General features: G+C 64.5%; 11 protein-coding genes and 4 pseudogenes. 7 read left to right on the top strand and 8 right to left on the bottom strand.

Translation table 11 applies throughout. The features are described 5' to 3' along the window. Nucleotides 1-166: 166 nt before the first annotated feature. Nucleotides 167-403: pseudogene (locus tag RM96_RS37245) on the top strand (xanthine dehydrogenase family protein molybdopterin-binding subunit); the annotation flags it as partial. A gap of 226 nt (nucleotides 404-629) precedes the next feature. Here RM96_RS37245 and RM96_RS40875 read toward each other — a convergent pair. After that, nucleotides 630-809 (bottom strand): annotated as a pseudogene (locus tag RM96_RS40875) (hypothetical protein); the annotation flags it as partial. Then, a pseudogene (locus RM96_RS18665) lies at nucleotides 807-1,082 on the bottom strand (IS110 family transposase); the annotation flags it as partial. The pseudogenes RM96_RS18665 and RM96_RS40875, both read right to left, overlap by 3 nt. Nucleotides 1,083-1,230: 148 nt before the next feature. On the opposite strand from RM96_RS18665, the gene RM96_RS18660 reads away from it, so the two are divergent. Further along, entirely contained in the window at nucleotides 1,231-1,707 is a 477-nt protein-coding gene (locus RM96_RS18660) for a Kelch repeat-containing protein (RefSeq protein WP_238587312.1), read from the top strand. A 277-nt stretch (nucleotides 1,708-1,984) separates the two neighbouring features. Here the strand turns inward: RM96_RS18660 and RM96_RS18655 are convergent, their stop codons facing one another. Genes RM96_RS18655 through RM96_RS18645 form a run of 3 tightly spaced genes read right to left on the bottom strand, consistent with a single transcriptional unit; the run spans nucleotide 1,985 to nucleotide 5,419 of the window. Beyond that, nucleotides 1,985-2,791, bottom strand: a complete 807-nt coding sequence (locus RM96_RS18655) for a sulfite exporter TauE/SafE family protein (RefSeq protein WP_039012747.1) — start codon at nucleotides 2,789-2,791, stop codon at nucleotides 1,985-1,987. Between the two features lie 33 nt (nucleotides 2,792-2,824). Continuing rightward, a complete protein-coding gene (locus RM96_RS18650) occupies nucleotides 2,825-4,492 on the bottom strand; it encodes a bifunctional protein tyrosine phosphatase family protein/NAD(P)/FAD-dependent oxidoreductase (RefSeq protein ID WP_039012746.1) in 1,668 nt (555 codons plus the stop codon). 39 nt (nucleotides 4,493-4,531) lie between these two features. After that, a complete protein-coding gene (locus RM96_RS18645; RefSeq protein WP_039012744.1) occupies nucleotides 4,532-5,419 on the bottom strand; it encodes an MBL fold metallo-hydrolase in 888 nt (295 codons plus the stop codon). A 359-nt stretch (nucleotides 5,420-5,778) separates the two neighbouring features. On the opposite strand from RM96_RS18645, the gene RM96_RS18640 reads away from it, so the two are divergent. After that, nucleotides 5,779-7,047 carry a sigma-54-dependent Fis family transcriptional regulator gene (locus RM96_RS18640; protein ID WP_238587317.1) on the top strand — a complete coding sequence of 423 codons (1,269 nt, stop codon included), beginning with the start codon at nucleotides 5,779-5,781 and terminating at the stop codon, nucleotides 7,045-7,047. Between the two features lie 675 nt (nucleotides 7,048-7,722). Here the strand turns inward: RM96_RS18640 and RM96_RS37240 are convergent. Beyond that, nucleotides 7,723-8,271, bottom strand: a complete 549-nt coding sequence (locus RM96_RS37240) for a ProQ/FINO family protein (RefSeq protein WP_443112261.1) — start codon at nucleotides 8,269-8,271, stop codon at nucleotides 7,723-7,725. On the opposite strand from RM96_RS37240, the pseudogene RM96_RS18630 reads away from it, so the two are divergent. Beyond that, nucleotides 8,207-8,608, top strand: a pseudogene (locus RM96_RS18630) (MFS transporter); the annotation flags it as partial. The gene RM96_RS37240 and the pseudogene RM96_RS18630 overlap by 65 nt on opposite strands. A gap of 149 nt (nucleotides 8,609-8,757) precedes the next feature. Here RM96_RS18630 and RM96_RS18625 read toward each other — a convergent pair. Beyond that, nucleotides 8,758-9,516 carry an IclR family transcriptional regulator gene (locus tag RM96_RS18625; protein ID WP_039012738.1) on the bottom strand — a complete coding sequence of 253 codons (759 nt, stop codon included), beginning with the start codon at nucleotides 9,514-9,516 and terminating at the stop codon, nucleotides 8,758-8,760. A 213-nt stretch (nucleotides 9,517-9,729) separates the two neighbouring features. Between RM96_RS18625 and sauS the strand changes: the two genes are divergently transcribed. The 3 genes from sauS to RM96_RS18610 all read left to right on the top strand — a co-directional run bounded on the left by sauS (nucleotide 9,730) and on the right by RM96_RS18610 (nucleotide 14,279). Beyond that, on the top strand, nucleotides 9,730-11,199 hold the full coding sequence (gene sauS / locus RM96_RS18620) for an acylating sulfoacetaldehyde dehydrogenase (RefSeq protein WP_039012737.1): 1,470 nt from the start codon (nucleotides 9,730-9,732) through the stop codon (nucleotides 11,197-11,199). After that, complete coding sequence (locus tag RM96_RS18615; protein ID WP_039012735.1) at nucleotides 11,196-12,725, top strand: acyl--CoA ligase; 1,530 nt, start codon at nucleotides 11,196-11,198, stop codon at nucleotides 12,723-12,725. The genes sauS and RM96_RS18615 overlap by 4 nt, the downstream gene beginning before the upstream one ends. Nucleotides 12,726-12,986: 261 nt before the next feature. After that, on the top strand, nucleotides 12,987-14,279 hold the full coding sequence (locus tag RM96_RS18610; RefSeq protein WP_039012734.1) for an MFS transporter: 1,293 nt from the start codon (nucleotides 12,987-12,989) through the stop codon (nucleotides 14,277-14,279). A gap of 529 nt (nucleotides 14,280-14,808) precedes the next feature. Here the strand turns inward: RM96_RS18610 and RM96_RS18600 are convergent. Then, entirely contained in the window at nucleotides 14,809-15,549 is a 741-nt protein-coding gene (locus RM96_RS18600; protein WP_052279582.1) for a FadR/GntR family transcriptional regulator, read from the bottom strand. Between the last annotated feature and the right edge of the window lie 2 nt (nucleotides 15,550-15,551).

Raw genomic sequence — 15,551 nt, 5'->3', positions numbered from 1 at the left:
AGCGAGTGCGATCGGCTTTTGCGCGCCACTGCCTGGCTGTCTTCCGCTCGTTGTAGCCATCCCGAAGCTCCTCGATGGACGTTTTCAGCCATCGGTGCCAGGGCCGTGGGCAGCGATACAGCGGTCCGTTGCTGGCGCGCACCGAGCGGGATCACCAGCATCGTGTGCCTTCAGGAACGGGCGTCCCCAGCAGGACAATTTCCACCAGTACGAGGTGTTGCGCGCGCCAGCCGCACCGCGGGAGATTCATGTGCACCTGCTGCCAAGCCGCTTCGACGTGCCGCTCGGCGGGGTCGGTGCGCCGGCAACGCCGACCATTGCGCCGGCGCTGTGCAACGCAATCTTCGCCGCGACCGGCAAGCGCATCCGCACGCTGCCAATCCGGGAGCAGCTCAAGGCCTGATCGGACCGGATCGCGCGGTCATCACACGTATGCGATCAGCCGCCCGGCGCCGATGAACAATCCGATCGAGGCGCGGTGGCACCGGTACGGTGCAGCCAACAAGCGGGGCGCCGCTGGCTACACGGTCACCGGCAGCGCCCGCGCCGACAGGGTGGTCGGATGGGGGAGCCAGTGGGCGGCAGCACAAAAAGCAGATGACCGGCCAGCCGCCTCGTGGGCGTACAGGTGTGGCAGGCGAATCGTCCTCGATGGCACCTGCCTGCTCGATCCGGTAGCCGGCCGGCAGTCTAGCGATGATGGGCTGCAGTTGCTTCAGGATGGCCGTGGACGCATCGCGCGGCTGCAGCCCCTCGGCGATGCCTCCGCGCAGCGTGATGGTCGGAGTGCGGTCACGCCGCCGCAGAACGCTGGGTACGTACACCGCCGACATGCCCCCTGCACGCAACGAACGCACCAGCTTGACCGCATCGTGTCGATCGGTCTTGACGCGCTCACCCGGCGTTTTGGGATCAAACGACGGCGCACACACCATGCAGTCGAATCCCTTCTGGATGAGCTGCCGGTGAAGCCCATATCCGCACGGCCCGGCCTCGTAGACGACGCTGACCCGTCGCGCTTTGGACTGCAGTCGCTGGCACAAGCGATCGACTTCCGTCTGCGTCGTGCCGATCTTGCCGAGCCGGCAGTATGGGCACCGTGCGGCAAAACCACACGGCAGCGCTGCTGCCGGACGGCAAGGTGCTGGTTGCAGGTGGCAACCCCGGCGGGGCCTCGGCCGAACTGTACGATCCGACCACCGGCACCTGGTTTCCCACAGGCAACATGGCGTGGGTGCATGCTTCCCGCTCCCCGACGGGCGGGTATTGGTGGTGGCGGGTACCAGCGCCGCGGTGGCGGAGTTGTACGACCCGGCCACCGGTACTTGGTCGGACGCGGGGACGATGACGACGCCACGGTTCTTCCTGATGGCTACCCTACTGGCCAACGGCAAGGTGCTCGCCGTCGGCGGCAGGGATGCTCGCAACCGCGAGCAATCCACTGCCGAGTTGTTTGACCCGGGCAGCCGCACCTGGCAGGCGACTGGCGACATATTGGTGGCAGGAGGATTTGTCAGCACTGCCACTGCGGAAGGGTACAACTCGGCCAACGGTACCTGGACAAGTGTTGACAGCATGACGGGGCCACGCCTGAGTCACACGGCGCCGTTGCTGAATAGTGGTGTGATACTCGTTGTGGGCGGCAGGGATATCCATGGCAGAAATGCCCGCAACAGTTACTTGGCGTCCGCAGAACTGTTTCAGTAACGCCATGAGCCGTCGGAGACAAACGGTATGGCCAGCCTGAAACTCACGAGGCTATCTTTGCCGTAGGCGGTGTGCTGGCAGATAGCTGAAGATAGGGGACGAGCTCTCAATTCTGGATTCGCCGATCTGCAGGGTCGAGAGCGGCTCTCTCTAGACGAGCCTTCTCGTCTTCGGCTGTTGACCCGATAGAGGCTTTGAGGTGAGTTTCCCAAGCGTCCGTTCGGAAGTTGACATGAGACGACCGACTGCCGCACTTGTAATGTGTCGGCCGCCAGGGTCACCTACCCAGTGCGGCTTTTGCCATCAGGCCGAGCGCCACACAGATCAACACACCTCCGAAACCCACCTGTACGTGCTGCGCGGAGAGACGGTGCGAGGCTAGCCGCCCGGCCACCATGCCAGCCGCCGTCGCGAGACCGAACCACAGCGTCAGCTCGAGCGGCAGCGGCGCGCCATGCAGCACTGTCGCGACCACACCACCGCTGCCGACCAGCGCGATCACCATCAGCGACGTGGCGACGATGCCGTGCATCGACACGTTGGTCACTTTGCGCAGCATTGGCACGATGATGAAGCCCCCGCCCACGCCGAGGAGTCCCGTCATCAGCCCGGTCAACGCGCCGGTTGCCGCGAGTGCGATCCCGGTGGTCCACGACCAGACCAGCCGCCCGGTGTTCGGGTTGATGTGGCCGACGCAAAATCGTGAATGCGCACGGTCCGGACGCCCGCGCCGCAGCGCCTGTGACAACAGCCTTCCAGCTACCGCCAGCATGACCGTGGCGAACAGCGCCAATAGCACGCGTTGCGGTATTGCGTGTGCAAGGAGCGCACCAAGCGAGGTCAACGGCACGCCCACTACGGCCATCAAAAGCGCGGCGCGGTAGCGGACGAGCCGCAGCCGGAACGCTTCGAGCGCCCCGATCGCAGCGCTGCCCGCGACGGCGACCAGCGCGACCGGCGTCGCCTCCTGCATTGGCCAGCCCATGCCGGCCACCAGCGCCGGAACTGCCAGGATGCCGCCACCCGCGCCGGTCAGGCCGAGCACCGCGCCAACGAAGGCGCCGAGAATAAGTGAAGTTAGCATCTTCAATCCGAAAGGTCGCGAGCAGCCGCTGGGTTAGCCCACGAGTTCCGGCTGCACCAGCCACTCGCGCCCCTTGAGCATCCCGTGCCAGTAAACCGGCGGCAGGATGCGCTCCTTCAGCAGCCACGCGAGTCGCGACGGGCGCTTGCCGTCGATCAGCCAGGTCGGCATGGATGGTGCGACCTTCCCGCCATAGAGGAATTCCGCGAGCACGATCTTGCCGCGTTCGACGGTCAGCGGGCACGAGCCATAGCCGTCGTATGCCGCCACGCCCTTGACTTTCCCGAGGGAGGCAAGCACGTTGTGGGCGACGACGGGTGCCTGCTTGCGCGCGGCGGCAGCGGTTTTCGCATTAGCGGTGTTCGCGACATCCCCGAGCGCGAAGACGTTTGAGTAGGTCTTGTGGCGCAACGTCGCAGGGTCGACGTCAATCCAGCCCGCCTTGTCGGCCAGAGAACTGGCGCGGACAAAGTCCGGTGCCTTCTGCGGCGGCACCACGTGGATCATGTCGAACTCGCGCGTGACGGTCTCCACACTGCCGCTCGCGAGTGAGCGCGTGAAAGTCGCCGTCTTGCCTGGGCCGTCTATCGCGCTCAGGTTGAAGCCGAAGTTCAGTGCGATGTCGTAGCGCCTGACGTACTCCATCAGGGCGGGCACGTAGTCGGCCACGCCGAACAACGCCGCGCCGGCATTGTAGAACTCGACGTCGATCTGCCCGAGCCGACTTGACCGCTGCCAGTGATCCGAAGACAGATACATGGCCTTCTGGGGCGCCCCGGCGCATTTGATCGGCATCGGCGGTTGCGTGAACAGCGCGCGACCGCCCTTGAGCTCACGCACGAGCTGCCAGGTATAGGGAGCGAGATCGTAGCGATAGTTGGAGGTCACGCCGTTCTGGCCGAGGGTGTCGGCGAGGCCCTCAATGGCATGCCAGTCCAGCTTGAGCCCCGGACACACGATGAGCTGCCTGTAGTTCACCACCCTGCATCCTTCGAGGATGACCGAGTTCTGTTCCGGCTCAAATGCGGCCACGGCGGCCTTGATCCAGCGCACCTTGCGCGGAAGCACGGCGGCCATCTCGCGGGCGGTGACTTCAGGTTTGAACACACCAGCTCCAACCATGGTCCAGCCGGGTTGGTAATAGTGAACGCTGGCTGGATCGACGATGGCGATGTCGAGGCTGCGGTCGCGCGCAAGCAGGCTCGCGGCGGTCGCCACGCCGGCGGCGCCAGCACCGACGATCACGATGTCATGACTGGCCACGGCAACGTCGATGGGCACCTTGCCGCCGTTGGCGATGCGCCGCGTCAGCGCGGATAGGTCATAGCCTGCTACCTTGCCGGCGGCGATGATGTCCGGCATCGACCGGCGAGGCGCTTCGGACAACGCCCAAAGCGTCGCGGCGCGCATCCCGGAGCGGCAATAGGCGAGCACCGGCTTTGGCAGCGCGCGCATCAATTCGCCGAACCGCACAGCATCGGCGTCGCCGACTTTGCCGGACTCGATGGGCAGATAGTGGGCCTCGATACCCTGTTCCCGGGCCGCCGCTTCGATCTCGCTAAAGTTGGGCTGGTCGGCGCCTTCGCCGTCGGGGCGATTGCAGACGAGAGTGCGAAAGCCGGCTTCCGCGATCGTACGCAAATCGGATGCTGCAATCTGTTTCGATACCGCCAGTTCAGCCGTTAGTTTCTTGATATCCATCATTTGCTCATGTTGATTGCATGAGCCGGGTGCGCCGGCTCAGATTGCGTTGAGAGGGATCTTGAGATACGGCACGCCGTTGTCTTCCGGTTCGGGCAGATGCCCGGCGCGCATGTTTACCTGCACGGACGGCAGCATCAGTACGGGCGTGTTCAGTGTCGCGTCGCGCGCGGTGCGCATCGCGACGAAGGCCTCCTCGCTGATACCGTCGCGGATATGGATGTTGTGCGCGCGTTGCTCGGCGACCGTGCTGACAAACTGCAACGGGCGCCCTCCAGGCTGGTAGTCGTGGCACAAGTACAGCCTGGTGTCAGCCGGCAGGCTCAGCACCTTGTTGATAGACCGGTAGAGCGTGCGTGCATCGCCGCCGGGAAAGTCGCAGCGCGCGGTGCCGTAGTCGGGCATGAACAGGGTGTCCCCGACAAAGGCCGTGGTCTGTGCGCCGTGGCTGACGACATAGGTCATGCAGGCGGGCGTATGGCCTGGGGTATGAATAGCTCGCGCCTGCAACGCTCCGATGGTGAGTGTTTCGCCGTCGGAGAGCAGGTGATCAAACTGGCTGCCATCGTGGGCGAATCCCGAGCCGGCGTTAAAAAGCTTGCCGAACACGTCTTGCACGCGCGTCACCTGCGCGCCGATCGCGATCTTTCCGCCGAGTCGTTTCTTTAGGTAGGGCGCGGCGGACAGATGGTCGGCGTGCACGTGGGTTTCGAGCAGCCACTCGACCTTCGCGCCAAGCTCGCGAACGCGAGAGACGAGCGTGTCGGCTGTCGTCGTGGAGGTGCGGCCTGACTTCGGGTCATAGTCAAGGACGCTGTCGACCAATGCGCAGCCGCCTGTGCGGGCATCCAACAATAGGTAACTAATCGTCGAGGTACCGGGCTCGAAGAAGCCTTCGACCTGCATGGCGCTAGTGGTATTCAACATCCTCTCCTCAGTCAAAGGGTGCTTTTAGGGCAGGGTTGGTCAACCATGGCAAAAGGCATGCCAGCACATCAATATTTTGATTGAAGTTGCGTATCTATTTGATTTATATCAATTTATTTTTAGTGTGGAGGTGGCGAGGCCCGTCCTCATACCGCCGGCCGGAAGCGAGGACTGCCAGTTCTGGCAGTCAAGTGGCAGTTGTGGCAGTATCGACGTGTCATGTCTACTGGAGTGTCCCCGCCGTGAAACCCTCAATGCCGGTCATACCCATTGCACCCCTTGTCACGACCTCGGCTGAGGCGCCTCAAGCGCCGGATGTCAATGCGCTGGTGTCGTATCTGGAGCACGACGCTCAACCGATGATCGTGCTCGATCCCGAGTACCGCATCCTTGCCGCCAACACTGCTTATCAACGTCAGTTCGGCATCGCCAGCCAGCCCCACGTCGGCCGCAAGTGCTATCAGGTGTCGCATCACTACGACGTTCCTTGCGACCTGGCGGGCGAGCACTGTCCGATGAAACGAGCGTTTGAGCTGCGTGGCCCCGACCGCGTGCTCCACATTCATCACACGCCTCGCGGACCGGAGCATGTCGATGTCGAATTGCGGCCGATATTCAATTCGCAGCGAGAGGTAGTGGCTTATGTCGAGCGGCTCGCCACGGTGCGCGGCGCGTCCGCCACGCCCAGCGCGGAAGGTCTGGTCGGGCGCTCGACGGCGTTCAACGCAGCGATCTCCGCGTTGCATCGCGTTGCCCCTTCGATGCTGCCGGTCCTGCTTCTCGGAGAATCCGGAACCGGCAAGGAACTGTTCGCACGTGCCCTCCATGAGGCAAGCGAGCGCGCGCAACACCCATTTGTCGTTGTCGAATGCTCCGGCATCACGGAGGCCTTGTTCGAGACCGAACTCTTCGGCTATGAAAAAGGCGCGTTCACGGGCGCAGTCGCGCGCAAACCGGGTCTGGTCGAGACCGCGCAAGGCGGAACGCTGCTTCTCGACGAAATAGGCGATGTGCCACTATCGATGCAGGTCAAGCTGCTACGGCTCATCGAATCCGGCACGTTCCGCCGGGTCGGCGGTATAGAGAGCTTACGCGCGGATTTCCGGCTCGTGGCGGCGACGCACAAACCGTTGCGCAAAATGATTGACGATGGCCGCTTCCGCCAGGACCTCTACTACCGCATCAGTGCATTTCCGATTAACTTGCCGGCGGTACGCGAGCGCCCCGACGATATCGCGCTGCTCGTCGAATCGATACTGCAGCGTATCGGTAACGCACAAGGCACTGCGGGCCGCAAGTTCAGCATTGCAGCGGACGCGCTCGCGAGGCTCCATACCTATTCCTGGCCGGGTAATATCCGGGAACTGCGCAACGTGCTCGACCGCGCCTGCCTGCTGGCCGACGACGGGGTGATTCGGATCGAACATCTGCCGGATGACATGGTGGCGGCGGAGTCGGCGGATCTGGGCAGCAGCACGGGCTCACCCTCATTTTCAGCGCGTGGCGAGCTTACAGCTCGTGAGCTTGTACGGTTCGCAGAGGAGTTCTCCGGGACACGCAGCGCGCTCGCTCAACACCTCGGGATGAGTGAACGCACGCTGTATCGTCGACTAAAGACGCGAAGGTGACTGGGCGGGAGGCGAGTCGGGTTTCGATAGACGGTGACAGCGGGGCAGGAAATGCTGGCGCCAGCAATGACGTAACGATCATTTCGCTACACCTCGGCTATCCGAAAGAACGTCGGCGATCGCGTGCGACCATACTTCCGATGCACACTTGGCATCCCATCAACCGAGATCCTCAATTTGCGGGACACGGTAGCGCCAACGTGACAAGCCTCGAACGCAAGGTATTACGGTGGGTGTCTCATGTTGGCGCCGAACCGGCCAGTCACCACCGCGACGTGACTGGCCCTAACTGGCCGCCGGATAGGGGTAGGAAACGGCTTTCGCCGTCCCCTCCCTCCGAACCCGGTGTGCGGTTTTCCCGCGACGGGCTCTCCAGTCAGTTGTTTCCACATCGGTTGGCGCGCCAATTGATGAGCCTCGTACATCGTGAACAGCCCAAGATTGGCGAAGAAGGCATTTGGCCATCGACTGTGATCGCGAAAGGGTTCGGATACTTCCGGCATGCCCACCGATACACCTTCTCGTCCGTCGACGGCTTTGTTCGTCGTCGACTGCGAGCGGTCCTGCGCCGACAGCTACATCGTCCAGGTCAGGGCCGATGCTATAGCGTCCGTCCAGATTGAAGCTGACGCGAATTTCCGCTGCACGCAGCTTCCCAGCGCGTTTGCATCTCGTCTAGTCGTTTCCGACACTGGCGATGCTTCGATCTTCATCTCTGCTTCCTTCCGGTCTTTTGCTATCAACTTTCCTGCCCCGCTTCCCTAGTGCGCCTTTTGCTCTGACGCAGGTCTCCACGGCTTTACCCTTCCTCGCTTGCAGTTGCTGCGCACGTTTTGCATCGTCCGGTCGGACATGCCCGGCCTCCTGGCCGGCCAGATCCATCCGCGATGCGCCTTCGATGAGGCAAGCCCAGTAGCGAGTGCCGCGGCACCAGGTCCGGATCGCCTCGCGCAATTCGGCCTCGCTCAGGGAGAGATCCTGCGCGCAGGGGACGAGATCCTCGAAGATGCCGATCTTGAGCGGTACCTTGGGTGCCGGATTCTTCGGGAAGGCTAGCGGAAAACGTCGTTGCAGCCTGGCGATCGCGTGGACCACCGGATCGACCGGCTTTGCCCGATTGGCCGGCGTGGCTTCCCGGGCGCGGGGCGGCCTGGCCCGCTTCGGAGCCTTGGCAGCCTTGTCGGCCTTCCCGGCGTTCTGGCTGATGCTGAACAGCGGCGGCAACACAATGCTGCTGTGGCTGTCCATCGTGGTGCCGTTCGGCATCCTCTATGCCGCGGTCTATGGCCCCGAGGCGGCGCTGTTCTGCGAACTGTTCGATGCCAAGGTGCGCTACACCGGGATCTCGTTCGTCTACCAGTTCTCGGGAATCTTCGCCTCGGGCATCACGCCCATCATCGCCACGGCGCTGCTGAAGTCCGGCGGCGGCAAACCCTGGCAGATCTGCGCCTACGTTGTTTTTGCAGGATTGGTTTCCGCGCTATCTGTTGCACTGATTGGCCCGGCTGGTTCGGATCCCTTGCAGAAGAGTGACGGAGCGCTGCGCGGCTCCGCCAGATAGCCTGACTGATTCGAAGTTGCACATCGAAGTAAAGGTCTCGGGGCTCGGTAGGTGCAGCGCCCCGCGACCAGCCTGCCAACGTGACAAAGCCATTCCGGGGTCTGGTGCGCGGGTGTCGTGCCCGGCGGGCATACCGCCAGACACCACCCTCACTCACAAAATGTTGTCCCCATCTCCTCCGCCGCCTGTCGCAAATCCGGCACGAACTCGAACAACCTGTCCATCGTCATCCGCGCCAACGGTGCCTGCACGGCGATGGCCGCGCAGGCACGATTGCGGTTGAGCATGACCGGTACCGCGACCGCGATCATCCCCTGCAGGTTCTCCTGATTGTTGACGCCAAGACGACGCCTCCGCGTCTCGGCCAGCTCTGCACGCAGCACTCCGACATCGGTGATGGTGTTCGCCGACTGCGCGCGCAAGGGCAGGCTCGCAATCAGCCGTTCACGCTGCGCGCAAGGCAGGAACGCCAGCAGCAGCTTGCCGCTGGCCGAGCAGTGCAACGGTACCCGGGAGCCGGGCTGCAGGTGCATGCGCAGCGGCCACTGTGTTTCCACGCGATCCAGGTAGACCACGTCGTCGCCCGACAGCATGGTCAGGTTGCAGGTCTCGCCGACCTTGTCGACAAGCTGCTGAAGGATCGCGTGACGCGCCGCCGCGGGTCCTGCCTGCATCAGCACATTGACCGCGAACTGCCGCACGCGTGACGAGCATTCGTAGTACCGGCTGCCCGCTGTGCGCGAGACCAGCCACGTGCTCTCAAGCTGCTTGAGGAGGCGATGCACCGTCTGCTTGGGCAGCCCGATCTCCTGCACGATCGCCGCGAGCGACAGCGGCCCTTCTGCCATGGACAGGATCTCGAGGATGCGGAAGGCGCGCACGGCGGCGGCGTTCGAATGATTGCTCATGGATTCAATTTATAGGATTCCGGGACGCCCAGGGCGTCCCGAAAACTGCGTTCTGCATTGCAGCCCGGTACCGCGCTCGCGAAAGCGCACAAATTGAGACGAGCTGCTCCGCTGGCTTTACTAGATTCGATCCGGGGCCAGCGCACCCGGCCGCGTAGCCAGCAACGCGCGGCAGCCGCGCCGACCCCACCGTCCAAACCGCGGAGTCGATCCATGAGTGTGCAAATACTGCGTCACCGGCAGTCCAACAATCCCGATTTGCCCCAAGCGGCAGCGTTCGAGCCCGACCAGACGGCGCAGACCGTCACCGCGATCGTGGCGCGGGCCAGGCAGGCGCAGCGCGAGTTCGCGCGGGCCGACCAGGCCACCATCGACACGGCTGTGGCCGCGGCCGCGTGGGCCATCATGGAGCCCGCGCGAAACCGGCAGCTCGCGGAATGCGCCGTGGCCGACACGGGGCTCGGCAATGTGGAAGACAAGATCCGCAAGAACCACCGCAAGACGCTCGGGTTGCTGCGTGATCTGCACGGCCGCAAGACGGTGGGCGTGATCGCACAGGACGCGGCTACGGGCATCACCGAGATCGCGCGCCCGGTGGGCGTGCTAGCGGCCATCACGCCGTCCACCAATCCGGCGGCCACGCCGGTCAACAAGATCATCAACGCGCTCAAGTGCGGCAACAGTGTGATCGTCGCGCCATCGCCGAAGGGCCAGGGCACGTGCGAGCTGCTGCTGTCGTTCATCCATGCCGAATTCGCCCGGGCCGGCCTGCCCGCGGACCTCGTGCAGATGCTGCCCGCACCGGTCTCGAAAGCGGCCACGGCGGAACTGATGCGGCAGGTCGACCTGGTGGTCGCCACGGGATCGCAGGCCAATGTGCGCATGGCCTACACCAGCGGTACGCCGGCGTTCGGCGTGGGCGCCGGCAATGTGGCCTCGATCATCGACACCAGCGCCGCGCTGGACGCCGCCGCCGCGAAGATCGTGCGCTCCAAGACGTTCGACAACGCGACCAGCTGCTCGTCGGAAAACAGCCTGGTAGTGCTCGACGCGGTCTACAAGCCCATGCTCAAGGCGCTGGCCTCGGTTGGTGGCGTGCTGCTCACTTCGACCGAAAAAGCGCGGCTGCAGGCGCTGATGTGGCAGGACGGCAAGCTCGCCGGCAAGGCCACGGGGCAGAGCGCGCGGCGCGTTGCCGAGCTTGCCGGGCTCGAACGCGTGCGCGACCAGCAGCCGACCATGCTGCTGGTGGAGGAAGCCGGCGTCGGCAGCGACTTCCCGTTCTCCGGGGAAAAGCTCTCGCCCGTGCTGACGCTGTACCGCGCCGCCGACTTTGCCGCAGCGGTCGACTGTGTGGCGCGGCTTTACGGCTACATGGGTGCCGGCCATTCCGTCAGCCTGCACACGGCCAACCCGCGCCAGGCGCTGCAGCTCGGGGTGGAACTGCCGGTGGCGCGCGTGATCGTCAACCAGGCGCACTGCTTCGCCACGGGCGGGAACTTCGACAACGGCCTGCCGTTCTCGCTGTCCATGGGCTGCGGCACCTGGGGCGGCAACAACTTTTCGGACAACCTCGGCTGGCGTCAGTACCTCAACATCACGCGCATTGCCGTGCCCATCGCCGAATACGTGCCCGATGAAGCCGAGCTGCTCGGCGACTACTTCGCGAGGGTCGGCAAATGAACGCGCGCGTGGGACCCCAAGCCTTCGAGAGCCTGGCCACGCTGATGGCCACGCAAGCGGTTCAATGGCCCGACAAGCCCTACCTGCTAGCCCCCGACAGCGGCCACGTGCTCACGTTCGGCGCGCTCGCCGCCGACGCTGACGCGCTCGGCGAACGCTACGCGGCAGCCGGTCTGGAAAGCGAGCAGACGGTGTCAGTCTACTTGCCCAACGGCGAACAGACTGCACGTCTGCTGCTCGGCACCATGGCATGCGGGCTGGTCGTCAACCCGATCAACCTGCTGTGCCAGCCGGCGCAGCTGCGCTACATCCTCTCGCATTCCGACGCGCGGCTGATCTTCACCTGGCCCGGTGGCGAAGCCGCGATCCGCGAGGCATCGCGCGACGCCGGGCTCGAGGTGCCAGTAGTGGTCACTGCGCCCGGCGCCACGGACCTGCCCGCGCTGCCCGTCGTGAGAACGGACGCACGTCCGCTGCCGCCACCGAAGCCGGACGCGCCCGCGCTGCTCATGTACACGTCGGGCACGACGGGCACACCCAAGGGCGTACTGCTCACGCACCACAACCTAGCCACGAACGGCGCCAACGTCAGCCGCGAGCATGCGCTCGGCCCGGCCGACCGGGTGCTCGCGACGCTGCCGCTGTACCACATCAACGGCCTCGTCGTGACCGCGATCGCACCGCTGGTCCACGGCGGATCGGTCGTGATGCCGATGCGCTTCTCCGCAAGCTCGTTCTGGAAGGACATCACGCGGCATGGCTGCACCTGGCTCAATGTGGTGCCGACCATCATCGCGTACCTGCTCAATGACCCGGACGGCAAGGCGCCCGACGGCGTGCGCTTCTGCCGCTCGGCATCGGCCGCCCTGCCGCCCGAGCACCACCGTGCATTCGAGTCGCGCTTCGGCATTGGAGTAATCGAAACCATGGGCATGACGGAGACCGCCGCGCCCGCGTTCAGCAATCCGCTGGATCCCGGGCAACGGCGCATCGGCAGCATCGGCCGGCCCTCGGGAACGCGTGCGCACGTGCTCGGGCGCGACGGCAAGCCGCTGCCCGATGGGCAGATCGGCGAGATCGTCCTGCAGGGCGAAAACGTGATGGCGGGCTACTACAAGGCGCCCGAGGTCACGCGCGACGCCTTCACGCACGACGGCTGGCTGCGCACCGGCGACCTCGGCTACCGCGATGCCGACGGCTACTTCTACATCACTGGCCGCGCGAAGGAATTGATCATCAAGGGCGGCGAGAACATCGCCCCGCGCGAGATCGACGAAGCGCTGCTGCGGCACCCCGCGGTGCTAGAAGCGGCCGCAGTTGGCGTGCCGGACTCGGCCTACGGGCAGGAGATCGTCGCCTTCGTCGTCGTGCGCGAGGCCACGCCCTGCGACGACGCGGTGCTGCGTGCGCACTGCCTGCGTGAGCTGGGCCGCTACAAGACGCCGAAGGAGTTCCGCTTCATTGCCGAACTGCCGCGCGGCCCGTCCGGCAAGGTGCAGCGGCTCAAGCTGCTCGACCCCGCCTGAACGCCTGAATCCCGCTTTCCCCTGAGCGCCCGCCTTGCGGCGTTCCGGTCCGCAACCATCGCCAAGGAGGCCACCACCCGACATCGCACCGGAACAGGAGACAAGACCTAGTCCGCAACCCGACAGACAGCAGATTGCTCAAGGACGGGGCAGCACGGCACACCCCGTGCCCTGGCCACCCGAAAGCGCATGGCTACGGACCAATGCGCCGGGCGACCGCCCCGTTAACGCCACGCGCGCCAGCCGCGCAAAGGAGGTGGTATGAAGCAACGCATCAAGACCCGGCATATGATCCTCGGCGTCATATGCCTAATGTATTTCATCGCCTATATCGACCGCGTCAACATCTCGGTCGCCGCCCCGCTGATCCGCGAAGAGATGGGACTGACTTCTTCGCAGCTCGGCCTGGTGTTCTCCGCCTTTGCCTACCCCTACGCCGCCATGCAGATCCTCGGCGGCTGGCTTTCCGACAAATTCGGGCCCAAGAAGGTGCTGATCGTCCTGTCGCTGATCTGGGGCGTGGCTACCGTGCTCACCGGCTTCGCGGGCAGCGTGCTGATGCTGGTGGTGCTACGCTTCGTGCTGGGCATCGGCGAAGGCGGCGCGTTCCCGACGGCCACACGCACCTTCACGTACTGGATGCCGGTAGCCGAGCGCGGCTTTGCACAGGGCATCACGCACAGCTTCGCCCGGCTGGGCGGTGCCATCACGCCGCCGATCGTGCTCGCCATCGTGGCGGCCGCCGGCTGGCGCGAGGCGTTCATCGTGCTGGGCGCGATCAGTCTCGGCTGGACCCTGCTCTACGCCGGCGTGTTCAAGGATTCGCCCGACGAACACAAGCGCGTGACGCCGCAGGAACTGCGGGAGATCGGCTACCGGCGCGGCGAGTGCCAGCGCTCGGCCAAGGCGGCCACGCCGTGGCGGCGGCTGTTCAAGCGCATGTGGCTGGTGACGTTCGTGGACTTCTGCTATGGCTGGTCGCTGTGGGTCTACCTGACCTGGCTGCCTTCGTACCTGAAGGAGGCGCGCGGCTTCGATCTGAAGCAGCTCGCGCTGTTCACGGCGCTACCGCTGATGGCGGGCGTGGTCGGCGATACGCTCGGCGGCGTGCTGTCCGACCGCATCTACAAACGCACCGGCAACCTGCGCCTGGCGCGCGGCGCAATCCTGTTCGTCGGGCTGGCCGGCTCACTGATGTTCATCGTGCCGATGACGTACACGGCCGACGCCGTCAACGCGGTGATCCTGCTGTCGCTGTCGTTCTTCTTCCTGGAACTGACCAACGCCGTGCTGTGGAGCCTGCCGCTCGACATCGCCGGCAAGTACGCCGGCACCGCCGGCGGCATGATGAACACGGGTTTCGGCCTGGCCGGCATGATCTCGCCGGTGGTGTTCGGCTACCTGATCGAGGCGACCGGCAGCTACAACCTTCCCTTCATGATTTCGGCGGGACTGCTCGGCGTCGGCGCGCTGGCTTCGCTGTTCATCAATCCGCTGAAGACCGTGGACTCGCCCGAGGAAAAGGCCGCCGAAGTTCGCCCGGTCTTCCCCTGATCCGGCGTGCGGGGCCGGACCCGCTCAGTTGATCGGGTCCAGCTTCGCCACCGCCAGCCACTTGGCGCCGTGGCACTTGAAATCGATCTGGGCGCGGGCATCCGCGCCGTCCCCTTGTTCTCGTGCAGTTTGCCGGGGTAACTGCTCCTAGCAACCAAGCGGGCTTCCGGGCGGCTTCTTAAGAATATCCCGTAAATCAATAGGTTACTGTCTGCGCATCGGTCCAGCATCGCCAAACCGGCACCGGCCAACGAACAGAATTAACCCTGACATCCTCGCCGCAAGTCAGGGCGCCTGACGAAATCGGCCTCCCCATCTTTTGCACGCTCTCGTCTACGCCCAAGAAGCGATCGGGTCCTCAATTGCCCACATTAATATGAAGTCCTTTGCGTCCTCGTGTGCGAATGCGTCTTCCGTCTTGATCTGTCCAAGGCGGTGCTCAGGCAAAGCCGACTCGCGCGCGAGGTTGTGTCGGTCCTGAAAGCACTCGCAGCGTGGATGGGCGTCTGCCGCAACCTGCAATCGCCGGCTAAGATGGCTGTTTGAGACGTGCTTTCTCCGCCTTGGCCAGATAGGAGTGCAGCTTCTTAAGGTGCTCGGACATCAACAGGGAGGCTTGCTCGACCTCGCGCGCCCGAAGGTGTTGCAGAATGCGGAAGTGCGTCTTAACGGTCGTCGGCAAGGGCACCGCATTGTCCCGCTGCAGTAGCGAGGAAACCAGGTCGGTAAGGGCGCCGACCAGCAGCACCATCACCTCGTTGTGTGTGGCCCGTGCGAGGACGCGATAGTAGTCCAGCAGTTGGGCTCGGCGCTCTATCAGCTTGCCTTCCTTGGTGAGCGCCTCAGTCAACTCGATGCTGCGCTGTAGCGCGTCGAAGTCCGCCTCGGTGCCGCGCATGCAGGCGAGGCGAATGACTGCGTCCTGAACGATGGCCCGGCTCTCCGTCAGATCCTGGATCGAGATGCTGCCAAAACTCAGCAGGTCATTCAGCGAGCTGGACACCACGGACGAGCCAACCTGCGAGATGTAGGTTCCGCCCTTTGGACCTTTGCGCAGTTCGATCACGCCTGAACGCTCGAGGCTTCTCAGTGCCTCCCGGACTGCCGACCTGGAGGTTTGAAATCCCTCGGCGAGATCCCGTTCCGAAGGCAGCCTGTCGCCTGGCTTGAGGGCGCCGCTTGCCAGCTGCTCCTTGATCTTTTCGCAGATGTCCTCGAAGACCCGTGGCGGCCTGTCAGTCGTCGCGCTTGAATCTGGAGTTGGCACCATAC

Origin of the sequence: Cupriavidus sp. IDO, assembly GCF_000812465.1 — a bacterium.
Lineage (GTDB): Bacteria > Pseudomonadota > Gammaproteobacteria > Burkholderiales > Burkholderiaceae > Cupriavidus.
Note: the sequence above shows the minus strand (reverse complement) of the source record. Positions and strands in the feature narration are given on the sequence as shown.

Bases quoted from the DNA above. Each gene is read 5' to 3' on its own strand.
- RM96_RS18655 (WP_039012747.1), bottom strand. From the start codon at position 2,791: ATGCTAACTTCACTTATTCTCGGCGCCTTCGTTGGCGCGGTGCTCGGC.
- RM96_RS18650 (WP_039012746.1), bottom strand. From the start codon at position 4,492: ATGGATATCAAGAAACTAACGGCTGAACTGGCGGTATCGAAACAGATT.
- RM96_RS18645 (WP_039012744.1), bottom strand. From the start codon at position 5,419: ATGTTGAATACCACTAGCGCCATGCAGGTCGAAGGCTTCTTCGAGCCC.
- RM96_RS18640 (WP_238587317.1), top strand. From the start codon at position 5,779: ATGATCGTGCTCGATCCCGAGTACCGCATCCTTGCCGCCAACACTGCT.
- RM96_RS18625 (WP_039012738.1), bottom strand. From the start codon at position 9,516: ATGAGCAATCATTCGAACGCCGCCGCCGTGCGCGCCTTCCGCATCCTC.
- sauS (WP_039012737.1), top strand. From the start codon at position 9,730: ATGAGTGTGCAAATACTGCGTCACCGGCAGTCCAACAATCCCGATTTG.
- RM96_RS18615 (WP_039012735.1), top strand. From the start codon at position 11,196: ATGAACGCGCGCGTGGGACCCCAAGCCTTCGAGAGCCTGGCCACGCTG.
- RM96_RS18610 (WP_039012734.1), top strand. From the start codon at position 12,987: ATGAAGCAACGCATCAAGACCCGGCATATGATCCTCGGCGTCATATGC.
- RM96_RS18600 (WP_052279582.1), bottom strand. From the start codon at position 15,549: ATGGTGCCAACTCCAGATTCAAGCGCGACGACTGACAGGCCGCCACGG.